This is a genomic window from Achromobacter sp. GQ309 (genome assembly GCF_059759315.1).
In genome coordinates, this window is the sequence record NZ_JCAXDP010000006.1 from 400,076 (window position 1) to 414,241 (window position 14,166).

At 64.9% G+C, this 14,166-nt stretch carries 8 protein-coding genes; 4 read left to right on the forward strand and 4 right to left on the reverse strand.

Annotated elements, in window-relative coordinates:
* Positions 1-5 precede the first annotated feature (5 nt).
* The 4 genes from AC6CIE_RS21025 to AC6CIE_RS21040 all read left to right on the forward strand — a co-directional run bounded on the left by AC6CIE_RS21025 (position 6) and on the right by AC6CIE_RS21040 (position 6,555).
* Positions 6-3,221 carry an efflux RND transporter permease subunit gene (locus AC6CIE_RS21025; RefSeq protein WP_175122247.1) on the forward strand — a complete coding sequence of 1,072 codons (3,216 nt, stop codon included), beginning with the start codon at positions 6-8 and terminating at the stop codon, positions 3,219-3,221.
* Between the two features lie 74 nt (positions 3,222-3,295).
* Complete coding sequence (locus AC6CIE_RS21030; RefSeq protein WP_498093770.1) at positions 3,296-4,774, forward strand: efflux transporter outer membrane subunit; 1,479 nt, start codon at positions 3,296-3,298, stop codon at positions 4,772-4,774.
* An 890-nt stretch (positions 4,775-5,664) separates the two neighbouring features.
* Positions 5,665-6,183 (forward strand): Hcp family type VI secretion system effector, encoded by a 519-nt coding sequence (locus AC6CIE_RS21035; RefSeq protein WP_175122245.1) that lies wholly within the window; start codon positions 5,665-5,667, stop codon positions 6,181-6,183.
* A gap of 114 nt (positions 6,184-6,297) precedes the next feature.
* Positions 6,298-6,555: a PAAR domain-containing protein gene (locus tag AC6CIE_RS21040; RefSeq protein ID WP_175137975.1), complete on the forward strand. Its 258-nt coding sequence runs from the start codon at positions 6,298-6,300 to the stop codon at positions 6,553-6,555.
* Positions 6,556-6,597: 42 nt separating this feature from the next.
* On the opposite strand, the gene tssM is transcribed toward AC6CIE_RS21040, so the two are convergent.
* From tssM to AC6CIE_RS21060, 4 genes are read right to left on the reverse strand one after another with little or no spacing between them, the layout of a single operon-like run.
* Entirely contained in the window at positions 6,598-10,395 is a 3,798-nt protein-coding gene (gene tssM, locus AC6CIE_RS21045; protein WP_498093772.1) for a type VI secretion system membrane subunit TssM, read from the reverse strand.
* Positions 10,388-11,836, reverse strand: a complete 1,449-nt coding sequence (tssA, locus tag AC6CIE_RS21050) for a type VI secretion system protein TssA (RefSeq protein WP_498093774.1) — start codon at positions 11,834-11,836, stop codon at positions 10,388-10,390. Before tssA ends, tssM begins: the two co-directional genes overlap by 8 nt.
* Positions 11,833-12,603 (reverse strand): type VI secretion system-associated protein TagO, encoded by a 771-nt coding sequence (locus AC6CIE_RS21055; RefSeq protein WP_498093776.1) that lies wholly within the window; start codon positions 12,601-12,603, stop codon positions 11,833-11,835. Before AC6CIE_RS21055 ends, tssA begins: the two co-directional genes overlap by 4 nt.
* A complete protein-coding gene (locus tag AC6CIE_RS21060; RefSeq protein WP_498093778.1) occupies positions 12,600-14,162 on the reverse strand; it encodes a sigma 54-interacting transcriptional regulator in 1,563 nt (520 codons plus the stop codon). Before AC6CIE_RS21060 ends, AC6CIE_RS21055 begins: the two co-directional genes overlap by 4 nt.
* Between the last annotated feature and the right edge of the window lie 4 nt (positions 14,163-14,166).

Below are 14,166 nucleotides of genomic sequence, written 5' to 3' on the forward strand. Positions count from 1 at the left end.
CGTTTATGAATATCTCGAAATTCTTCATCGACCGGCCGATCTTCGCCGGCGTGCTGTCGATCCTGGTGCTGCTGGCAGGCCTGCTGGCCATGTTCCAGCTGCCAATCTCCGAATACCCGGAAGTCGTGCCGCCGTCCGTCGTGGTGCGCGCGCAGTACCCGGGCGCCAACCCCAAGGTCATCGCCGAAACCGTCGCCTCGCCGCTGGAAGAATCCATCAACGGCGTCGAAGACATGCTGTACATGCAGTCGCAGGCCAACAGCGACGGCAACCTGACGCTGACGGTCAACTTCAAGCTGGGCGTGGACCCGGACAAGGCGCAGCAGCTGGTGCAGAACCGCGTGTCGCAGGCGCTGCCGCGTCTGCCGCCGGATGTGCAGCGTCTGGGCGTGACCACGGCCAAGAGCTCTCCCACGCTGACGCTGGTCGTGCACCTGATCTCGCCCAATGACCGCTACGACATCACCTACCTGCGCAACTACGCCATCCTGAACGTCAAGGACCGCCTGTCGCGCATCACGGGCGTGGGCGAAGTGACGGTGTGGGGGTCGGGCAACTACTCCATGCGCGTGTGGCTCGATCCGCAAAAGGTCGCGCAGCGCGGCATGACCGCATCCGAAGTCGTCAACGCGATCCGCGAACAGAACGTGCAGGTGGCCGCCGGCGTGATCGGCGCCTCGCCCACGCAGGGCGACGTGCCGCTGCAATTGAACGTGAACGCGCGCGGCCGACTGCAGACCGAAGAAGAATTCCGCGACATCATCCTGAAGACCTCGCCGGACGGCGCCGTGACGCACCTGTCCGACGTGGCCCGCGTGGAACTGGATGCGCAGGAATACGGCTTGCGTTCGCTCCTGAACAACAAGCAGGCGGTCGGCATGGGCATCATGCAGTCGCCGGGCGCCAACGCGCTGGACGTGTCCAGCCAGGTGCGCGCCGCGATGGCCGAGCTGGCCCAGGACTTCCCGCCGGGCGTGGAATACCGCATCGAATACGACCCCACGCAATTCGTGCGCTCCAGTATCGAAGCCGTCGTGCACACCCTGCTCGAAGCCATCGCGCTGGTCGTGCTGGTGGTGATTCTGTTCCTGCAGACCTGGCGCGCGTCCATCATCCCGCTGCTCGCGGTGCCCGTGTCCATCGTCGGCACGTTCGCGCTGCTGCTGATGTTCGGCTACTCCATCAACGCGCTGTCGCTGTTCGGCATGGTGCTGGCCATCGGGATCGTGGTGGACGACGCCATCGTGGTCGTCGAAAACGTCGAGCGCAACATCGCGGCCGGCTTGAGTCCACGCGATGCGACCTATCGCGCCATGCGCGAAGTCAGCGGCCCCATCATCGCCATCGCGCTGACCCTGTGCGCCGTGTTCGTGCCGCTTGCCTTCATGACGGGCCTGACCGGCCAGTTCTACAAGCAGTTCGCCATGACCATCGCCATCTCGACGGTGATCTCGGCCTTCAACTCGCTGACCCTGTCGCCCGCACTGTCGGCCCTGCTGCTCAAGAGCCACCACGACAAGCCCGACTGGCTGACCCGCGGCATGAACCGCGTCTTCGGCCGCTTCTTCAACTGGTTCAACAACATGTTCGGCCGCGCGTCCGAGTCCTACGGCACGGGCGTGGCCAGCGTCATCCGCCGCAAGGCCGGCGCGATGGGCGTGTACGCCGTGCTGGTCGCCGCGACCATCGGCGTGTCGTACCTGGTGCCAGGCGGTTTCGTGCCCGCGCAGGACAAGCAATACCTGATCGGCTTCACGCAGCTGCCCAACGGCGCCTCGCTGGACCGCACCGAAGACGTGATCCGCCGCATGAGCGACATCGCCCTGAAGGAACCTGGCGTGCAGTCGGCCATCGCCTTCCCCGGCCTGTCCATCAACGGCTTCACCAACAGCTCCAGCGCCGGCATCGTGTTCGTCACGCTCAAGCCTTTCGGCGAACGCAACAACGCCGAGCTCTCGGGCAACGCCATCGCCGCATCCCTGAACCAGAAGTTCGCAGCCATCCAGGACTCGTTCATCGCCGTGTTCCCGCCCCCGCCCGTCATGGGCCTGGGCACGCTCGGCGGCTTCAAGCTCCAGCTCGAAGACCGCGCGGCCCTCGGCTATGCCGAACTGGACAAGGCCAAGCAGGCCTTCCTGGAAAAGGCGCGCCAGACGCCGGAACTGGGTCCCACGTTCTCCAGCTACGAGATCAACGTCCCGCAGCTCGACGTCGACCTGGACCGCGTCAAGGCCAAGCAGCTTGGCGTGCCGGTGACCGAAGTCTTCGACACCATGCAGATCTATCTGGGCTCCATGTACGTCAACGACTTCAACCGGTTCGGCCGCGTCTTCCAGGTTCGCGCCCAGGCTGATGCGCCCTTCCGCGCCCACGCCGACGACATCCTGCAGCTCAAGACCCGCAACGCCGCCGGCGACATGGTCCCGCTGTCCTCGCTGGTCACCGTCAAGCAGACCTTCGGCCCCGAAATGGTCGTGCGCTACAACGGCTACACCGCCGCCGACATCAACGGCGGCCCCGCCCCCGGCTACTCGTCCGACCAGGCGCAAGCCGCCGCCGAGCGCGTCGCCGCCGAAACCCTGCCGCGTGGCGTCAAGTTCGAATGGACCGACCTCACGTACCAGCAGATCCTCGCGGGCAACGCCGGCCTGTGGGTGTTCCCCATCAGCGTCCTGCTCGTCTTCCTGGTGCTGGCCGCGCTGTACGAAAGCCTGACCCTGCCGCTCGCCGTGATCCTCATCGTACCGATGAGCATCCTGGCCGCGCTGACCGGCGTCTACCTCACCGGCAACGACAACAACATCTTCACGCAGATCGGCCTGATGGTGCTGGTGGGGCTGTCCGCGAAGAACGCGATCCTGATCGTCGAATTCGCCCGGGAGCTCGAAATGAACGGCCGCACGCCGCTCGAAGCCGCCATCGAAGCCAGCCGCCTGCGCCTGCGTCCCATCCTGATGACGTCCATCGCGTTCATCATGGGCGTGGTGCCGCTGGTGCTGTCCTCTGGCGCCGGTTCCGAAATGCGCCACGCCATGGGTGTCGCCGTCTTCTTCGGCATGCTCGGCGTGACCCTGTTCGGCCTGTTCCTCACGCCGGTGTTCTACGTCCTGCTCCGCTCGCTCGGCGGCAAGAAGCTGCACTCCGCCGCGCCGCACGAAGCGCCCGTCTGCGTGCCGCACATCGACCCCAACGCGCCGCCCGCGCCGCAACACCACGCGTAAGCCGACAGAAAAAAGAGAAGCCAGCGCGTCCCGTCCGAATTCGCACGGGACGCGCGCCAAAGAGAAACGTCATCATGATCAAAAGACTGACCCGAGGATCCGCCCTGCTCGCCATGCTGCTCGTGCTGGCCGGTTGCGCGGTGGGTCCCACCTACCAGCGCCCCACGGCCGACACGCCCGCCGCCTTCAAGGAAGCCGCCCTGCCCGCGTCCGAAGCCGGCACCTGGAAGCCCGCCGAACCTTCTGAGGACGCTCTGCGCGGCGCCTGGTGGAAGGTCTTCAACGACGAAGGCCTGAACCAGCTTGAAGAAGAAGCCCAGCGCGCCAACCAGGACCTGCAGGCCGCTGCCGCCCGCCTCACCCAGGCCCGCGCCCTGCAACGCGAAGCGCGCTCCGGCTTCTTCCCCAGCCTGGACGCCGGCTTCGGCCCCAACCGCCAACGCCCCTCGGCCGTCTCGCAAGGCCTGCCCGACGGCACGTCGACTTCGCCCGTCACCACCTGGCGCGCGCAAGGCACGGTGTCATACGAGGCCGACCTCTTCGGCCGCGTCGCATCGACAGTTGACGCCGCCACCGCCGACGCCCAGCAAAGCGAAGCGCTCTACCGCTCCGTCCTGCTCGCCCTGCAAGCCGACGTCGCCACCACCTACTTCCTGGTCCGTGAACAGGACGCCGAATCGCGCATTTACCATCAGACCGTCAAGCTGCGCACCGACACCCTTCAACTCATCCAGCGCCGCTACGACGCCGGCGACATCAGTGAACTGGACCTGGCGCGCGCCAAGGCCGAACTCGCCTCCGCGCAATCCGAAGCCTTAGGCATCGACCGCCGCCGCGCCACCGCCGAACACGCGCTGGCCGTCCTGCTGGGCCGCGCCCCGTCCGAATTCACCATGCCGCCCCAGCCCATCGAAAAGATCGCGCTGACCATACCCGCCGGCCTGCCCTCCACGCTGCTCGAACGCCGCCCCGACATCGCCGCCGCCGAACGCGCCATGGCCGCCGCCAACGCCCGCGTCGGCGCCGCCAAGTCCGCGTTCTTCCCCCGCCTGGACATCACCGGCGCCTTCGGCTACGAGTCCTCGGAACTGGGCAACCTCTTCCAGTGGTCCAGCCGCACGTTCCTGCTGGGCCCGCTCGTCGGCGCCGCCCTGTCCATGCCCATCTTCGACGGCGGCCGCCGCCAAGCCGGCCTGGACCGCGCCCGCGCCGTCTACGAAGAAGACGTCGCCGTCTACCGCCAGACCGTCCTGAACGCGTTCCGCGAAGTAGAAGACAACCTCGCGAACCTGCGCATCCTCGCGGACCAGACCAAGGCCCAGAACGAGGCGGTGGAAGCAGCTGCCCGCGCCGCGAAACTCTCGCACACGCAGTACCGTGAAGGCTCGATCAGCTATCTGGACGTGATTGAAGCCGACCGCAGCGTGCTCTTGCAGCAACGCGTGTCGGTGCAACTGACTGCCGAACAGGCCCGGTCGACGGTGGCATTGATTCGCGCCATCGGCGGCGGCTGGGATAATCCGGTCCCGCCGGAAAAGGTGGCGACGAAGTAACGCAAACCAGTTTGGTGTCTGACACGCGAGGCGTTTCTAACACGGTGTCAGACACCCCGCGTAAACCGGCTTGCACTCGTTACGGTTAAGCCCCATGGGTGTCAGACACCTAGCCATCACCAAGCCATCACCGAGCCGTCGCCAACCGACACGGCACCGCAAAAAAACCACCCGCACGCCAGCGCGCAGCGCCATCGCCCCGACGCAAGACACCGCGTAAGCCCCACCAGGCCGCCCGCGCGGCCGCAGTGGGGCGGGCCCCGCAAACCGCTCCATCCCACCCGGAGCGCCCGCAAGAACCTAAAGAACCCCACCCGCCCCAGCGGCCACCAAGTGCAAGCCACCGCAGCCCGGCGTGGCGGCGGCCTGGGTGCGCGGGGCGTGTAGATGCGCCCGACGGAAACCGAAGGGAGCCGAAGGCGGACGAGGTTGAGGCAGGGGCAGTCCGGAGCGAAGGCTCCGGACCGCAATCGTAGCCCCGCGCACCCAGGCCGCCGCCACGCCGGGCGTCAAAAGAACCCACTCCGCCCAAACGCCAGCCCCCCGGATCGACCAGCTTCTGAGAGTCAGCCAAAAAAACAGACCGAGCCAAATCCGACCCACCCGAGCCATTCCCGACCCGAATTTTTCCGCTTTGTTTTTAAAGACTTACCAAAGCACCGAGCCACAACTGACCCGAATCCCCGCAGAAAAAACCACTTTCCCGTTTTTCGAGCAATCCGTAATCAGCCAACATCAAAAACGCCACCCCACAAGCTATTGAAAAAAAAGAGAAAACCAGCATTCAAACAAACCCTGGCACGGACTTTGCAATTAATCGGATGTCATCCCCGATGACACCCCGGCCAATAAGGCCATCACGCAAAAGAAACCAACCCAGGAAACAGCAAATGCCGACTCCCGCCTACATCAGCATCCAGGGCAAGACCCAGGGCAACATCACGCAAGGCGCCTTCACCGCCGACTCCGTCGGCAACGTCTACCAGGAAGGTCATGAAGACCAGATCCTGGTCCAGGAAATCGAACACCTGATCGCCACCCCCACCGACCCGCAAAGCGGCCAGCCTTCCGGCCAGCGCGTCCACAAGCCCTTCGTCTTCACCGCGCCGCTCAACAAGGCCACCCCCCTCATGTACCAAGCCCTCGCCTCCGGCGAAATGCTGCCCGAAGTCGAAGTCAAGTGGTACCGCACCTCCACCGAAGGCAAGCAAGAGCACTTCTTCACCACCAAGCTCGAAGACGCCACCATCGTCAACATCAACACCGTGCTCCCGCACGCCCAGGATCCCACCAAGGCCGAGTACACCCAGCTCGTCAAGGTCGCCATGGCCTACCGCAAGATCACCTGGACCCACGCCATCGCCGGCACCGAAGCCTCAGACGACTGGCGCAAGCCCCAAGAAGCCTGATCCCAGGTTTCTTAAACAACAAGGCCGGCGCATCACGCGCCGGCCTTGTCCGTTCTGATCCGACCTTGATCGACACGGGGCTAATCAACAGCCCCGAACGTCAGGAAGCCAATCATGAAACCCATCGTTCTTGTAGGTCATCGCCATAGCTGCCCCACTCACGGCACCGGCACCGTCGTCACCGGTGCAAGCGAAGCCATCGTCAACGGCCGGGCCGTCGCCCGCATCGGCGACCGCATCAGTTGCGGCGCAATCATTCAGACCGGCTCGCCCGGCACCATCATCGAAGGACAACCCGTTGCGCGCCAAGGTGACAAAACCAGCCATGGCGGCACGCTGATCGAGGGCGAGGCCGGCTGGCTGGTCGAATGATCCATCCAGGCGTGGCAGCGCGATCGCGTTGCCACGCCTCCCTCAGCGGACCACGCCTACCGGCACCCCCACCTGCCGAGCCACCCGCGCAGGCACGCCACCCGCCGAGGCAGCCTGCTTCCCGCCAGCCTTGCCCCCCGCACTCTGCCCTCCTGCATCGTTGCCGCGCACGCCATCCTCTAGAAGCGTCTTCGGCAAGGCAAACCCCTTGAACAACGGCTGCGTGAACGGATTGTTCGCCTTCTCCGTACTGATGCGATAGCGCATACCGCCGTCCGGCGCAGCAAAACTGATATCAACGCTCGAGCTCGTCGCACCGTTCAGGCGGGCCTGACTGAGCAGCCGGTATAGCGACCACGGACCGCGATATGCCAATCCGCTGCTGCTGCCCCCCGCATGCACCAACGTCATCCGGCTTTCATTGCTGGACGCCAGCGTATTCGGCCAGATCAACGCCGTGCTGGTCGTCGGACCGTGGTTGTAAGTCACCAACTGCCCTTCCACGCTAAGCGAGCTGCTGCGCTTGCTCGGCGCCATTCCCAACGGCTCCACATGAAACTGCACGCCCAACGTGCCGCGGCTATTGAAGAACGCGTCCCGGATCTTCTCGGCCGCTTCAAGCTGCGTCAGCACGTCATTGCGCACCAGATACCCGCCCAACCGCTCCGAGTACAACGCCTCAAGGTTGTCCTCGATGAACAGATTCAGGTACTTCTCGCGGAACTGCTGCAAACGCCCCTGCGGGCCGAAAAACGCCGTGAAATCGTCCAACGCCACTTCCTCTCGGCTCGCCGGATTGAACGGATAACGATTCGCCAACCGCTCGCGATAAAAGCGATACACGTCGATGTCCCAACGACGCTCAAGCTCGCGCAACGCCTCCACCAGAATCACCCGCGACGACTCGTCGGCCAACTTGCCCACCTGACGGTTCAGCGGTTCGGGCAGACCCGCCGCAATACGCTGCAGATTGCTGATCGGGTCCGGCCCTTTCAGCCCGAAGCGCTCCAGCACCACGTCTAGCGCCGTCTTGCCGCGGTCCGGGCTGTCGTGCACCGTGCGCACCTTGTCTTGCACGCTACCGATCGCCACCAAAGTTTCGTCCAGGTATGACGCCCGATCGCCCTGGGCCTGCAACAGTTGGCTCATCGGCGCAAACGCCCGCGCAATCCCGAATATCGCGCCGGTTTCGTCCTTGCCAGCTGCCACCTTTTCCGCCACGCCTGAAGCCTGCGCAACCGCTGCGCCCTTCCCGTCGAGCGCGCCCGTGACTGCAGGGGTGTTGGCGCCAAGTTCACTGTTGTCGCGCACGGTTTCCACCAGCCGGCGCAACGGCGCCGCAGGACTCGTCACCGTGCCCAGCACATTGACCGCCTCGGCAAGATCATGAAAATCCCGAACCTCAAGCTGGTTGAGGTTGCGCTGCCAGGTGTCGATGTAATCACGGCCGTAGATGGCCTGGATGCGCTCGGCCAATGCGCGCTTGTCGGCCTCTGAATAATCGATATTGCGCCGCTCGCCCAACGCCCACTGATCGATCATCGCCAGTTCGGTCAGATCCTGGCTGTGCGGCGCGAAGTAATTGTGAAATCCCTTGGCCGTCAACAGCGCGTCGATACGGCCATCGGAAGCGGGCTGTCCCGTTTCTGCCTTGGCCGCAGCCGCCGGCTGGTAGACCACATCAAAGGCCGGGCCGATTTCATTGCGCAGATCCAGCGGCGCCCTGAGAAATTCGCCCGCCTGACGGCGCATCGTCATGTACACGCGCTGCGGCAACGGAATCTGCCGCAGGTCGCGCTGCACGACGGACACGCGCTGCTGGAACTGCGGCAGCAGCGTGTCGGCATACTTCATCGCGTAGTCCAGATGCCGCATCAACGCACGCTGCACCTTGTCCTCGCCGGGGAAAGCCTGTGCCCACTGCCGCCCCATCCAACGCTCAACCACCGGCGGCCGGCGGTTGGGACGATCCTCAATCATGCGGTACACGCGCAACGCCTCAAGCTGCGCATCGCTGTCGATCGACGTGCCGTCAAGGTGCTCCATCACCCCATTGGCCAGCGCAGGCAGGAATCGCTGGGACAGCAGCGTCAAATAGGCCTGATCGACCTTCGGACCAATCTGCCATCCCTGATACAGACCCATGTCCGCCACAAGCGGCCACGCTTCCCGGTAATCGCCATACACCGCCACCGCGCTGCTGATCTGTTCCAGCGGCTGAAGCAGATTGCGGCCTGTCATGTCCAGCTTGCCGTCGATGGCGTGGGCGCTGTATGCGCGGCTGCGCTCCAGAACGCTCATGGCCTTGTCCCGGTTCACCGCGTAGTAGTGATACCAACCGCCGAGGATCACCGCGCTGCCCAGCGACGCCACTCCGAAGCGCAAGGCCAGCGCGCGCCGCTTCTCGGCACGCACACGCGGGTTGTCGCCCGCCAGGCCGGATTCGGGATAGATGACGCGCTGAAAAAGCTGCTGGGCGAAGTAAACCATCGCGCGGCCGCTGGGATGCGTGGCCGGCACGGGCTCGCGGATATCGTAGTTCTGCGAGGCAGAAGCCACGAATGCGTTGGTCAGCACGCCCTGCTGATAGACCGACGACAGAAAGACGCCACGCGGCAGCGCCGGTGTGATGTAACGATCGCTGCCCAGCACATCGGTCAGGAACTCCATCAAGAGCGGTCGCATGCCGGTCAGCTGCCGCACCAGCGAATACAGGGCTTCCCGTTGACGCAATTCGCGGACGTCGGCCAACGCATCAAACACCTGCTCGTTCAGGCGCGTCAGGAACTCGTCGTACCGCGCACCCAGTTCATCCCGCCACGCATCGTAACGCTGCACCGAGTCCAGCGTGAACGTAAACCCAAAGATGTCCTCGCGAGCGGACTTGGACAGCCGCGCAAACAGCGGCTCGAATCCTTCAAGCAAGTCGAATTTGCTCAGCACGACATACAGCGGCGGACGCGTGCCGAGCTGGCGGCTAAGTTCGGCCAGCCGCGCGCGCAGCAACGAGGCCAGCGCCTTGCGGTCGCTGGGTTGCTGATTCAGCAGCGTGACCAGGCTGACCATCAGCACCACACCATTGAGCGGACGGCGGCTGCGATTGCGCGCCAGCCAACTTACAAAGCTATCCCACAGACGGGAATGAAGCGCCTCGGGCAGGAGCGCGGGTCCCGCAGCGTTTCCCGGCCTTGGCGCTTCAATACTTCCGGACGCCGCAGACGCTTCAATTTCCGCCGTCACTCGCGGCTGGCTGATCAGTTCGCCCGGCGGGTCGATCAGCACCGCGTCATCGCCGATCCACCAGTCAATGCGATAGATCCGGTCCGGGTCGTCCTGCAGGCGCTGACTGCCCGCCTTGACCTCACCGGTCAACGAAAATGTCTGGCTAGACCGGTTGACGAAGCTGGTTTTGCCCGCGTTTTCCTGTCCCAGCACCAGGTACCATGGAAGTTGATAAAGCGCGTTGCGGCCCTTCAGGTTTGCCTGCAGCACGCTCAGGCTCTTGTCCAGATCCCGCTCCTGCGCCTGCACGTAGCGCAAGCAGGGATCGTCTTGCTGCTTCTGTGTCTGCGCCCGCTCGGCTTCCAGCGTGAGATTCCGTTTGCGCAGCCTGATGGCCCAGACCAGCAAGGGCAGCGCAATCAGCACGAGCGTGGCCAGCACGCGCGCGGTCAGACTTGCCAGCGGTTGGTATTCATCCCAGATCCACATCGGCCCCAACCACCAGATGGCGGCCAAGGCAAGCGCCAGCATCAGCAGCAACGCCACTGGCATGCCCTGCTTTGTCCATTTCAGTAGGGGCTGGCCATAGCGCTTCACTTTCGACCAAATCTTAAACATGGGGTTGCTCCTGTTTCTTGCATTCGATTGCGGCGTTGACGTGGCGCCCCAGCAGGCCGAACAGACTGGGCTCCCATTGCGCCGCGGATGCGTCTTGCATGATCTGATGGGCGCGGGCATACAAGCCATCGGCCAGCCACGCCAAACCACGCGCGCCGAGCAGTTCGGCGGCGATCGTGATGACATGGCAACCATGGCGCGGATCCGCTGACGTCTTCTGGATGGCTTCCAGCCGCTTGAGCATCGACTCCACCCCGTTGGCTTCCAACACCTCGCGCAGCTCCTCGCGCAACGCCGGGTACTCATGGCCGGCGCCCAGCTTCGCGGTGTCCGCATCCGCCCCGCTGATCCACGACTGCGTTTCGCCATCGACAAAAGCGCGGCCATCAGCAAATTGCAGCTTCACCAACGCGGGCAGCTTGGCCACAAAGCGCTCGGTGGACTGGCGGATTGCCTCGGCGACGTTCTGCATTTCCAGGCGGCGGGCGATACCGGCGGCCAGAAAGCTGCCGCGCAGCCAGTACGGCGACGAAGTGATACTTTTTTCCACGCGCTGCAGAAGCGCCGGATCGACCGCATTCGCTTTCAGCGCGTCCCAATAGGCCTCGGCGGTTTCGGCGGGAACGGCCATCAGCTCCGTCCGCATCGTGTCCTTTCGAGTCGATGGCGCAATGCTCAGGTGCGCCCACAAGGCGAAGCGGCGCAGCAGATAGCCGGTCGGATCATAGGCGTCTTGCTGGTTGATGAGGTCGGCCACGGCCAACAGCGATCGGCGCGCTTCACGTTCGTTGCCCTGCGCCATGGCCATCGGCGTGAAGAAGGCCTCTGTGATCCCGGTGGGTTGCGCCGACAGCTCCATGTGCGCATCGGCCAGCTCCGGCGCGCGTGTCGCCTCCGCCTTCAGCCGTAGCTGCGCCTCCAGGCGAGTCAGCGTCGGCACGTCCAGCTTGGATTCGCTTGCACAGCCCTGCAGCGTGTCCAAGGCCCGTTGGCCAGATTTGTAGAACTCGTCGGCGTATCCCTTGCCGTCCAGTTTGGCCAGCGCCTCTCCCAGGCGCTCCAGCTGCTGGGACATCAGGCGCCGCTTGGCCGTCAACCCGGCCGCGCCCGGCTTCGGATGGCTGGTGCTCCAGTACCGGCTGGTCATGCCGGCCAACACGCCCGCCGCCTCGGCCCAGCCGCGCCAACCGCCTGAACGCATGCGAGCGGTCGCCAATTGCGCGGCAATGCGCAGGTGCTTGCACTGCGACTGCAGATACTGTCGCGATGCCGAATCCACATAGCTCCAGTCGATGGTCGCCTCTTGCAGCCCGCCGAGCTTCATCATTTCGCTTTCGACACCCTGGTAGGCGTTGTCTTCCTCGTCGAACTCGCCGGCCGGCTGATGCGGCGAGATGGGTGACAGGATGGCGTCGAGGTCCAGCGTGGGAAACGTGCTCACCAATGACAAGCCTCGCGTTGTTGCGCCATCAGCTCGTGAAGCGCCGCGGTGTCGAACGACAGCCCGTGAAACGCGGCATGGTCGCTTTCAAGCTGCATCTGCTGGGACGCGCGGGTCAGATGACGAAGCTGTTCGATCGCGACCAGGCCGCGACCCGCATCCGTCACCGTGCCGTCTTCCACGACCTGCCACGGCCGGCGGTCGGAAATCGGCCGCCCGTCCAACAGCACGCGGATGCTCACGCGGCTGACGTCCAGCGGCTCGGCGGTGATGAGCTGCAAGCGAGAAATGTTCTGCAGGCAACTGATTGCCAGCAGCGGCCGCGGCTCGCTTCCCGTCAGAGCCGGCGCCGAGATGACGACCTTGTCCTGGCCCGGTATGGCATCGCCGACGCGCAATAGCAGCACGCCGGCGTGATCTGCCTTGCGGCGGGATTCGTTGCGTTGCACCAGCCCGACGATGTCCGGCACCCGAACCTTGGCGGGAGGCGTGGCGGTCGATACCACGGCGGTCGATACCGCGGCGGTCGATGCCGCGGCGGTCGATGCCGCGGCGGCCGGTGCCTGGGCGGTTGGCGCCACGGTGGACGTTGTCGCCATTTCCGCAGCAGGTACAGGCGGCGTACCCGCTTCGGCGTCAAAACAGGCCAACCGTTCGATTGCCGACACGATGGTCCTGCAACTACGGCCCGCCGCCAACGCGTCCGTGGCCGCGTCGCCGCCCACGAGCACGGCGGCAACCAGCAGGAGCGCCCCAAATGGCTTCATATTGCTTCCTCTCCAGTCAGATTCATATCAAGGCACTTGCGCGCCAAGGTGCGTTTGGGAATCCCCAGGCTTTGCGCGGCTACCCGACGGGAGCCCGCGGCCTGACGCAAGCGGTCTTCCAGCAGCAAGCGCTCGAACGCGGCTAACGCGTCGGGAAGACTTTCGGTACGCCACAGGCGCTGCAGGCGGGCTTCGCCGGAGTCATCGATTACGGGCTTGTGCGCGCCATCTGTCAGCTCGACCAGCCGGTTGGTCTGGATGCGCTTGCCGGGCGGCGTTCGCTCCGCGGCCGCAAGCACAAGACTGCGCAGCTCGCGGACGTTGCCGGGAAACCGATGACGTTGGAGCTGTGCAATCGCGTTGTCGGAAATGCCGGCGACGCGGCCGGGGAATGCCCGGTTGTGCTCGAGCAGAATGTGCGCGACCAGCGCCGGAACGTCTTCAAGGCGCTCGCGCAGGGGCGCAATGTGCAGCGTCAGTTGGCAGACACGGAAGTACAGGTCCTCTCGGAACCGCCCGTCCCGCACCAGTTCAAGCAAAGGCCGATGGGTGGCGCAGATCAACCGAAAGTTGGACGGCAGCTCTCGCGTTGCACCCACCGGCCGGTACTTCTTTTCGTTGAGCAGGCGCAACAGCGCGCCCTGCAGGCTCAGGGGCATATCCCCGATTTCGTCCAGAAACAGTGTGCCGCCATCGGCTTCCGCCACCAGCCCCGTCCGCGCCTGCGTGGCCCCGGTGTAGGCGCCACGGGTTGCGCCGAAGAGTTCCGCTTCAATCAGGTCCTTCGGGATGGCCGCGCAGTTCACCGGCACGAACTTGCCCTTGCGCGCGGATGCCTGGTGGATCAGCCAGGCGGCATGGTCCTTGCCCGAGCCCGTTTCTCCGGTGACCAGCAACGACAAGGAAGAGTCGGCGAAACGCAGCATGTCTTCGCGTAGCCGCCGCGCAATCTGTCCGGCGCCGACAAAGCCGGTTGACAGCAGACGCCGGCGTCCGCGCGTCTCGGACTGCTGGTGGTGCATGGTCTGGCGCGTCTGCGTCAGCTCGACCGAACCTAGCCGATCGAGCAGACCATTCAAGACGGCGTCATACAACCTGCACAGCTCCTGCCAGGCGGGGTCTGCCGTCCAGGACCTGAGCCCGGACGCCGTTCCCGCCAGGAACAACACCGCCACAGCCTTCTGACGCGCATCCAGCAGCGGCACCACCAGCCATGCCTCTGCGGCAGCGAGCCGCTCGCGGAGTTCCTCATAGCCGCCCGCGACGCCGAACATGCAGTCCAGACGTGCGACATGACGCGCCTGAGCGGTGGTCAGGCAGTGGGTGATGGGGTTGTCGAGATCGAGCAAGGAGTATGCCGGCAACAGGTCCAGCGCGACGCCATGACTGGCGATCGGCCGGATGCTGTCGCCGGCCGCCTCGCGCCAGTAGCAGACCCCGTAACGTATCCCCGGCGCCGAACAAACGGCTTTGAGGAATCGGTCCGCCAGGGACGCAATGCCGCTGGCCTGAACCAGCGTCCGGGCGAGCGCGGCGGCGCCTTGAGCACTCAAGGACATTGCG

Excerpts from the sequence above, each read along its gene's own strand:
- AC6CIE_RS21040 (WP_175137975.1), top strand. The coding sequence starts at position 6,298 with ATGAAACCCATCGTTCTTGTAGGTCATCGCCATAGCTGCCCCACTCAC.
- AC6CIE_RS21035 (WP_175122245.1), top strand. The coding sequence starts at position 5,665 with ATGCCGACTCCCGCCTACATCAGCATCCAGGGCAAGACCCAGGGCAAC.
- AC6CIE_RS21025 (WP_175122247.1), top strand. The coding sequence starts at position 6 with ATGAATATCTCGAAATTCTTCATCGACCGGCCGATCTTCGCCGGCGTG.
- tssM (WP_498093772.1), bottom strand. The coding sequence starts at position 10,395 with ATGTTTAAGATTTGGTCGAAAGTGAAGCGCTATGGCCAGCCCCTACTG.
- AC6CIE_RS21060 (WP_498093778.1), bottom strand. The coding sequence starts at position 14,162 with ATGTCCTTGAGTGCTCAAGGCGCCGCCGCGCTCGCCCGGACGCTGGTT.
- AC6CIE_RS21055 (WP_498093776.1), bottom strand. The coding sequence starts at position 12,603 with ATGAAGCCATTTGGGGCGCTCCTGCTGGTTGCCGCCGTGCTCGTGGGC.
- AC6CIE_RS21030 (WP_498093770.1), top strand. The coding sequence starts at position 3,296 with ATGATCAAAAGACTGACCCGAGGATCCGCCCTGCTCGCCATGCTGCTC.